The 8,539-nt window shown below is 72.6% G+C and carries 6 protein-coding genes; all 6 read right to left on the reverse strand.

Annotation, left to right across the window (positions count from 1 at the left end; translation table 11 throughout):
* On the reverse strand, positions 1-1,062 hold a 1,062-nt coding region (locus V7793_RS28255), incomplete at its 3' end, for an aromatic ring-hydroxylating dioxygenase subunit alpha (protein ID WP_336011499.1).
* 44 nt (positions 1,063-1,106) lie between these two features.
* Entirely contained in the window at positions 1,107-3,812 is a 2,706-nt protein-coding gene (locus V7793_RS28260) for a PEP/pyruvate-binding domain-containing protein (protein ID WP_336011501.1), read from the reverse strand.
* A 37-nt stretch (positions 3,813-3,849) separates the two neighbouring features.
* Positions 3,850-4,920 (reverse strand): SAM-dependent methyltransferase, encoded by a 1,071-nt coding sequence (locus V7793_RS28265; protein ID WP_336011502.1) that lies wholly within the window; start codon positions 4,918-4,920, stop codon positions 3,850-3,852.
* Complete coding sequence (locus tag V7793_RS28270; RefSeq protein ID WP_336011503.1) at positions 4,908-5,783, reverse strand: thioesterase II family protein; 876 nt, start codon at positions 5,781-5,783, stop codon at positions 4,908-4,910. Before V7793_RS28270 ends, V7793_RS28265 begins: the two co-directional genes overlap by 13 nt.
* Positions 5,770-6,831, reverse strand: a complete 1,062-nt coding sequence (locus tag V7793_RS28275) for an NAD-dependent epimerase/dehydratase family protein (protein ID WP_336011505.1) — start codon at positions 6,829-6,831, stop codon at positions 5,770-5,772. Before V7793_RS28275 ends, V7793_RS28270 begins: the two co-directional genes overlap by 14 nt.
* 4 nt (positions 6,832-6,835) lie before the next feature.
* Positions 6,836-8,539: aminotransferase class I/II-fold pyridoxal phosphate-dependent enzyme (locus V7793_RS28280; RefSeq protein ID WP_336011507.1), on the reverse strand; the 1,704-nt coding region annotated here is incomplete at its 5' end.

Here is an 8,539-nt window from a genome sequence, read left to right on the forward strand (position 1 = left end):
CGCGCTCTCCCCGGCCGGCGGGGCCTTCGCCGCCGTCGCCTCCTGGATCAGCCGCGAGCGGATCGCCAAGTACTTGGCGTTCAGCTCGTCGACCGGGATGAACTTGCTGACGCCGCCCTCGCTGATCTTCGGCTCCTGGCGCTCCATGATGCGGACGTCCTGGACGTCCTGGATCCACTTCTCCATGTAGAGGGAGGCCCAGGGCAGGATGCGCCGCAGCTTCTCCGCGCGCAGGAGCGGCTTGAACGCCGGGTACTCGTACCAGCGCAGGATGTGCTCGGTGTGCCCGTCGTCGACGGGCACCAGCCACGACGTCGCCTCGAACTGCTCGGTCTGGACGTGGACCTGGCAGGGGAAGGTGAACGTGATGACGTAGTGCGTGCTGTTCTTCGGGTCCGCCTCGTCCTGGTGGTCGAAGGAGTAGCGCAGCGTCTGGCCCTCGGTCTCCAGCTTGTGGTTGACGATCTTCGTCGCCGCGAGGTAGCGCTCCTTGCCGTCCAGGCCCAGCTTGCGCGCGGTCCCGTAGAGGAACAGGTAGTCGATGTAGTTGAACCAGTGATCACGGTGGACGTACGTGATGTGGTAGAACTCGAGCAGGCTTTCGATGTAGCGGGTGTAGTGGACCGGGCGGGTCCAGTGCGTCGTCGAGTGGGCCTTGGGGTTGTCCGCGACGACCGGCGCGATCTGAAGGTCCGGCAGACCGGCCTCCGCCCGCTCCTCGCCCCACCACAGCCACACCAGCCCGTGCGCTTCCCGCACCGGGTGCGTGGGCACCCGCAGCGAGCCGGGTATCCGGGCCCCCGAGCCCATCGCGGGGACGGCCTTGCACGCCCCGTCGGGGCCGTAACGGAAGCCGTGGTACGGGCACTCGACGGTGTTGCCCTTCATCCGGCCGTCGGCGAGGTTCGCGCCCTTGTGCGGGCAGCGCGCGCCCTGGCAGACCAGGTTGCCGTCGAGGTCGCGCCACAGCACCAGTTCCTCGCCCATGCGGCGGACGCCGGTGGGTTTGCCGTTGCCGACCTCCTTGGCCTCGAGTATGGGATACCACTGGTTGGGGATCATCTCGTTCTCTCCTCGGGCAGTTGCTCGAACGCGGTGCGAAGCGCTCAGCCTTCGACGACCTCGACCGTTCCGGTGTCGCCGTCGACCATGACCATGTCCCCGGTGTTGATGCGCTGCGTCGCGTACTTGGTGTTCACGACCGACGGCACGTGGAACTCGCGGGAGACGATCGAGCTGTGCGACAGCATCGAGCCGACGTCGGTGACGACGCCGCCGGCGATGGCGAACAGCGGCGTCCACGACGCGTCGGTGTAGCGGGTCACGAGGATCTCGCCGGCCTCGAACTCGTCGGCCTGCCAGGCGAGGTCCTCCACGATGCGGGCGCGGCCGACGACCCGCCCGGGGCTCGCCCCCAGCCCGCTCAGCCGGGCCCCGTCGGGGGCGGGCCGCACGGCCTGGGTGATGTCGTGCTCGCCGATGAAGGTCAGCGGCGGCTCCGGCAGCCGCTTGCGGTACTCGTGGACGCGCCGCGCCTCGTCGATCCGCTCCCGGGAGAAGGCCTCCGGCTCGCCGGCCTCCCCGGCCAGATAGGCCCGCACGTCGTCGAAGTGGAGGTGGGCGACCTCGTCGAGGGAGTGCAGGACGCCCTTGTCCACCAGGCGCCGGCCCACCTCGTACACCACGTTGCGCACCAGCCAGATCGAGGTGATCATCGACATCCGGGTGGCCTCGCGCAGCTCGCTGCACAGCGCGTACAGCGAGATGACCGTCTCGATCACCTTGCGCTGCGGCAGCGAGAGCTTCTTGAGGATCTCCCGCGAGTCGTCCCGGTAGCCGCTGCTGCGCTTGAGGATGTCGTCGGCGGAGAAGCCGTCGGAGGCGTAGCGCCGGATCATCTGGAAGATGTACGACGGGTCGTCGATCCACCGCGGGTGGGTGATCTCCATCTCCTGGTGGCCGCGCGTGCCGTTGGCGCGCAGGAACGGCTCCATGTGCCGCTCCCAGAAGACGGCGCCCTCGTCGTCCGCGCGCAGCGTCTCCTCGACGGACCCCAGCGGCTGCTCGTTGATGATCCGCAGCACCCGGGGCCGGTCCTTGGCGGCCTGGGCGACGGCCCAGATCTCCTTCGCGGACTCCACCGTCCGCAGGCTGGACATGTCCGTCTTGATGCGGTTCTGCAGGTTCTCGCCCTCCTCGCCGAGCCACATCCGGCACAGCTCGGTGAGGATCCCGTAGAACCCGAAGGCGTTGATGTAGTACGGCATGTAGCCGATGTGCATGTCGTGGAAGTAGCCGAGGTTGCGGGTGAGTTCGGCGTGCAGTTCGCGGCGGCTCATGCGCGAGAGGTCCAGCCGCCGGGCCCGGTCGAACTCGTAGAGCCGCGACGCGGCCATCTCGCCCGACCGGGACTTCATCCGCACCGCCTCGGCGGCGGTGGAGCGCAGCCAGTGCGCGGTGGAGCGCAGGTCCTCCATACCGCCCGGGAACGTCCCGAAGGGGTTCTCGTAGTCGGCGAGCGCCCCTGCCTCGACCTCCTCGCCGACGAACCGCTTGGTGAAGTGGCGCTGGTTGCGCGTCGGCAGGGCCTGGCCGAGCAGATAGGCGCTGTAGGAGATGTTGAGGTAGACGTGCCCCTGGTAGTAGCCCATGTGCAGGTCGGCTTCGCCGGTGTCGCGGACGCCGAGGGCCGCGGCGCAGTCCAGGTGGACGTTCTTCTGGTAGTAGCGCGCGAAGCTCAGGCCCAGCGGCGTCATCAGGCCGACGAAGATCTCGCCGATGTCCATCCGGGACCACAGGGTGCCCCGCTGGACGGCCTCCGGCTGCTCCGTGACGTACGGACTGAGCGTCCCGGCGCGCGACGCGGCGTCGCCGGGGGCGGGCCGGGTCGTGATCGGGCGGGTCTGGAAGAGGTGGAACGCGCCGTCGCGCAGGCCCCATTCGACGTCCTGCTCGCTGCCGTAGTGCTCGCGCACCCGCAGCCCGAGCCGTGCGAGCTCGGCGAGCTGCGCGTGGTCCAGGCAGGGGACGTTGCGGTCGGCGGCGTCGACCTTCGTCATCCCGATCTTCCCGGGTGCCAGCGGCGCCCACTTGGCCACCTTGTAGCGCACCCGCTCCTCGACGACCTCCAGGCTGCCGTCGTCGACGACGAACAGGTCGCTGGAGACCCGCCCGGACACCAGCCCCTCGCCCAGCCCCTGGCAGGCCTCGACCACCACGCGGTGCGGCCGGGCGCTGACGGGGTCGACGGTGAACAGCACGCCGCTGACGTCGCAGTGGATCATCTCCTGGACGACGACGGCCATCGCCCCGGCCGTGGCGCCGTCGCGGTAGGCCGTGGCCCGGGCGGACCACAGCGACGCCCAGCACTGCCGCACGGCGTCCAGCAGCGCCGCGTCCCCCGCGACGTCCAGCACCGTGTCGTGCTGGCCGGCGAAGGAGCGCGCCGCCGAGTCCTCCTTGAGCGCCGAGGAGCGCACGGCCACCCGCGGCCGGCCGAGCTTCTCGTAGGCGGCGAGGATCTCGTCGGCGATCGGGGCGGGGATGCGGGTCGCGAGGATCAGTTCGCGGACCGTCCCGCCCTCGGTGCCCTCGATCTTGCCGGCCAGGCCGGTGCCGTCGAGGTAGCGGGTGAAGAGAGCGGTGGTCAGGCAGAAGGCGGGCGGCACCGGCAGCCCCGCCGCGATCATGTCGGCGAGCCGGGCCGCCTTGCCGCCGAGGACGGCGGGGTCGGCCCGCCCGGGACCGCCGAGGTCGACGACGTCGCCGGTCTGCGCTGCGAGGGTGGCGGTGTCTTGGGGACGGGTTGCCATGTCGGGCTCTCCTGGACGCTCGGGCCTGCGCGGGGGACTACTTGCTGGTGGCCGTGAAGGCGCGGAACTGCTCGCCCGGGACGATCCGGGCGGCCTCGACGCCGGTGAACCCGGCGCGCTCCAGCTGCGCGACGAGCTCCTCCTCGCGGGGCAGGGGGCCGCCGAAGTCGGCGTAGGCGAACCAGAGACCGAGCACGTCCAGGCCGATGCTGCCGCCCTGGCAGGACGTCGTGAGCAGGATCCGCCCGCCGGGCGCCAGCAGCGAGCGCACCCGCTCCAGCGCCGCCACGCGCTCGTCCTCGGCGAAGTAGTAGATGTTGTTGTGCATCGTCACGAGGTCGAACTGCGGCTGCAGGTCGAGGGTGCGCAGGTCGCCCTGCCGGGTCTCGACGCGGTCGGAGAGCCCCCACTCGGCCATGTTCTTGGCGGCGGTCTCCGCGACCTCCTGCTGCATGTCGACGGCGAGGGCCGACAGCCGCGGGTTGAGCCGCGCCGCGTGCCGCACGTGGACGCCGCTGCCGCAGCCGACCTCCAGCAGCCGCACGGGGCCCTCCCGGTCGAGGGTGCGCGCGATCGCCGCCTCCACGAACGGCTCGATCACCCGCGTCGAGCGGGCGATGACGAGCCCGTCCTGGTCGCCCAGGGAGAAGCGTTCGCCGGTCGCCGCCATCCGCGGGCCGCCCAGCAGCACCGGCACATGGAAGCGCAGCACCTCCTCCAGGGCGGCGGCCAGGGCGTCGTTGCCGGCCCGCGCGAGCGTCCGGGCCGCGAGGCTCCTGAGCCGGTAGCAGCCCTCGCGCTTGTCCAGCTCGCCGAGGCGCACCCCGATCTCCAGCCAGGCGCGCAACCGCTCCTTGTCCTGCGTCGCACCCAGCTTGTCGGCCAGCGACTCCAGGTCGCAGGGGCGCACGGCCAGCCAGCCGAGCACGCCGGAGCCCGTCGCGGAGGCGAGGAAGGCGGCCCGGTAGACCGGTGTGATGACCCCCTTGGACACCGCGAGCAGCAGGGGCATCCGCCAGTTGCCGGCGATCCGCACCGCGGCCAGGGCGTCGCCGAGCGGCACCCCGACGCGGTTCCCGACGCTCTTGACCAGGCTCAGTACGTCCATGAGGGTTCCTTCTCCTCGGAGGGGGGCGTGGCGGCCCCGTCGGTGGTCGTGCGGGCCGCGGCGCGGGGCAGCCGGGCGAGCTCGCCGCGCAGCTCCCGCAGCAGCCGCTCCCGCGCCGGGCCGCCGGCGGTCAGGAAGAAGTGGTCGCCGGGCACGTGGTGGCGCAGGAACGAGCCCGTCGTGTACGCGCGCCACGCCTCCACCTCCGCGGCCCCCGCGACGGGGTCGTCGCTCGCGGAGAACGCCGTCATCGGGCAGTCCAGCGGACGGCGCGGCCGCCATCGGTAGTCGTTGCAGACCCGCAGGTCCGCCCGGAGGACCGGCAGCCTCCGCGCGAGGTAGGCGTCGTTGACCGGCGCCCGGTCGCCGTCGCCGAGCGCGCCGATGCCGGCCGCGAACCGGTGCAGCCCGGCGTCGGGCAGCAGGTGCTCCGTGCGGTCCCCGTACAGGTGCGGCGCCCTGCTGCCGGAGACGAACAGGTGCCGCGGCCCGGGCTCGCCGCGCTCCCGCAGCGCGCAGCCGGTCTCGTAGGCCAGCAGCGCGCCCATGCTGTGCCCGAAGAACGCGTAGTCGCGGGTCAGGCCCCGGCGCACCAGCTCGCCGGCCACGTCGGCCACGAGCGGCTCCGCGGACGTGTACGGCTCCTCGCGCATCCGCAGGCCGCGGCCCGGCAGCTGCAAACCCATGACCTCGGTGCCGAGCCGCTTGCGCCAGTCGCGGTAGACGGAGGCCGTGCCGCCCGCGTACGGGAAGCAGATCAGCACGGTCCCCGCGGCGCCGGCGGCGGGCGGCGGCGCCCCGAAGCGCGGGAACCACAGGGCGTCCCGGGGGAGGGCGGCGACGAGCGGCTCAGCGGGCGACATGCCGGTGCCCCTCCGCCGAGTCCAGCCACGCGACCGTCCGCCGCATGCCCTCCTCGAAGCCCACCGGGCTCTTGAAGCCGAACTCCTCCTGCGCGCGCTCGGTTCCGTAGGACTGGTCGCGGTCGAAGAGGTGCACCGCGTGGCGGGTGAGGACCGGCCGCGCCGTGATGCCGAAGGCGCCGTAGAGCTTCTCCGAGACCGTCGCCACGAGCGTGGCCACCGGCGTGGGCAGGCTGAGCCGCGGCGGTGGCGCGCCCAGGCCACGGGCGAGCGCCTCGATGTACTCGCGCCACGTCGTGAGCCCGGGGTCGCGCAGGTTGTAGGCGCGCCCCGCCGCCGCGTCGGACGCACACGCGTCGATCATGGCGTCGACGGCGTTGCCCACGTACAGCAGCCCGGCCGGGACGCGGCCCTGGCGGATGTAGACCATCTGCTTGCGCAGCAGCAGACCGGCGATCTCGATGACGAAGTCCTTGCTGCCGGGCCCGTAGACCGACACCGGGCGGACCACCGTCACCGGCACCCCGGTGCGCTCGGCGGCCTCGCGCACCGCCCGCTCGCCGAGCAGCTTGCTGCGGTTGTAGGGCAGGCCGGTGTCCCGCGGTTCGGTGCGCTCGTCGCAGGGCCGCACGGGGTAGCCGTAGACGTCGGTGGTGCTGACGTGCAGCACCCGCCGCACCGTGCCCGCGTGGGCCGCGGCCTCGACGACGTTGGCCGCGCCGGTGACGTTGACGCGCCGGAAGTCCTCCCAGGCGCCCCAGTCCGCCGACATGCCCGCGCAGTTGTACACCTGCCGCACCCCGGCCACGGCCCGGTGCAGGCTCGCGAGATCGTTCAGGTCGCCGGTGACGGCGCCGGCCTCGGACCCGGCGAAACCCGACCGGTCGCTGCCCTCCCGCACGAGCACGCGCACCCGGTGGCCGCGCTCGGCCAGGCGGCGGACGAGGTGGCCGCCGATGAACCCGCTCGCCCCGGTGACCAGGACGTCCGGCTGTTCGCCGGGGCCGGGGGCGGGGGAGCCGGACGTGTCCTTGTTCAGCGTCGACATGGGATCACACCAGAAGGTCGAGGGAGGTTTCGAGGTCGACCTCGGTGTGGTCGACGTTGACGAAGAAGCGCAGCCTGCACTTGTCGCGCTCGACGGCCGGATAGCCGATCGGCATGACGTTGACGCCCTGCTCCAGCAGGGAGTTGGACAGGGCCATGGTCTTCTCCCAGTCGCCGGTGATGACCGGGATGACGGCGGACTCCCGGGAGACCCCGATGTCCAGGCCGCGCTCCCGGGCCCCGGCGCGGAAGAAGTCCGACAGCTCGCGCAGCCGGGCCACGCGCTGCGGCTCCTTGCGGACGACCCGGATCGCCTCCAGGGCCGCCGCCGCGTTCGCCGGCGAGATGCCGGTGCTGAAGATGTGCAGGGGAGCGGTGAAGCGGAGGTACTCCACGATCGGCTCGCGGGCCGCGATGTAGCCGCCGAGGCTGCCGATCGCCTTGCTGAGGGTGCCCATCCACAGGTCCACGTCGGCCCGGTCGACGGCGAAGTGCTCGCCGATGCCGCGCCCGGTCTCCCCGAGCACGCCCACCGAGTGCGCCTCGTCGATCATCAGCATGGCGCCGTGGCGCTGCTTGACCTCGATGAACCGCGGTAGGTCCGGGATGTCGCCGTCCTGGCTGTAGGCGCCCTCGATCACCACGAGCGCCCGCCGGTGCCGGCCGCGCAGCGCGGTCAGGATCCGGTCCAGGGCCTCCCAGTCGTTGTGCGGGAAGGGCCGTCGCCGCGCGCCGGAGAGGACGCAGCCGCGCACGGTGCTGTCGTGGCTCCACTCGTCGTGGACGATGAGGTCCTCCGGCCCGAAGAGGTGTCCCACCGTGGCCACGTTGGTGGCGTGGCCGCCCGCGAAGACGATCGCCGCCTCGGTGCCCAGGAACGAGGCGATCCCGGCGTCGAGCTCGTGGTGCAGCGGCGTCTCGCCGAACAGCAGCGGGGTCGCCGACGCCGACGTGCCGTACTGGTCGATGGCCTCCTTCGCGGCCCGGCGCACCTGCGGATGGCCCGAGAGCGCCAGGTAGTTGAAGGCGGCGAAGTTGACGACCTTGCGGCCGCCGATCGTGGCCTCGGCGGAGTTGAAGCCCTCGTGCGAGCGGCCGTACGGGTTCGAGCCGCCGGACCGGGCCTGCCGCAGCCGCCCCTGCAGCTCCGCGTACTCGGCCCACTCCTCGAACGCGTACTCCTGCTTCACCGCCGGCCGCGCGGGCTGCGGAACCAGGGGCGGAACGGCCTGCGCCGGGGCGGGGGCGGGGGCGGCAGACGCCTGCGGAACGGGTCCGCCGCCGTCTCCCAGCCGGTCCACCAGGTCCCGTACCGTCGGGTCCTCGGGAAGGTCACGGTGCAATTCGTCCATCCGATCGGGGAATTGGGCGGCGATGCTGCGCTGCAGATCGGTCCGCATCAGCGAGTCGAACCCCAGGTCCACGCCGAGGCGGGCGTACGGGGGGATCTGCTCGGCGGGGAAGCCGCAGATCCGCGCGATGTGGCCGAGGACGCCGCCCTCGGCGACCGCGCCGCCGGCTGCCGGGGCGTACGGCTCCTGCCGTACGGGGTGAGGCGCGGAGGACGGCGCGGCGGCCGGCAGGGCGGGGCCGGTCACGGCGGACCGCCGGGCGCGCTCCGCGGGGGCCGTGAACCAGTACGACTCCCGTTCGAGGACGGCGTGCGGCACGGGGACGTGCCGCGGCGGGTCCTGGCCGTCGAGCGCGGC

It is taken from the genome of Streptomyces sp. KLMMK, from assembly GCF_036961605.1.
GTDB lineage: Bacteria > Actinomycetota > Actinomycetes > Streptomycetales > Streptomycetaceae > Streptomyces > Streptomyces telluris.

What these genes read in the sequence shown, in the direction of transcription:
- V7793_RS28260 (WP_336011501.1), bottom strand. Translation starts at nt 3,812, where the DNA reads ATGGCAACCCGTCCCCAAGACACCGCCACCCTCGCAGCGCAGACCGGC.
- V7793_RS28265 (WP_336011502.1), bottom strand. Translation starts at nt 4,920, where the DNA reads ATGGACGTACTGAGCCTGGTCAAGAGCGTCGGGAACCGCGTCGGGGTG.
- V7793_RS28270 (WP_336011503.1), bottom strand. Translation starts at nt 5,783, where the DNA reads ATGTCGCCCGCTGAGCCGCTCGTCGCCGCCCTCCCCCGGGACGCCCTG.
- V7793_RS28275 (WP_336011505.1), bottom strand. Translation starts at nt 6,831, where the DNA reads ATGTCGACGCTGAACAAGGACACGTCCGGCTCCCCCGCCCCCGGCCCC.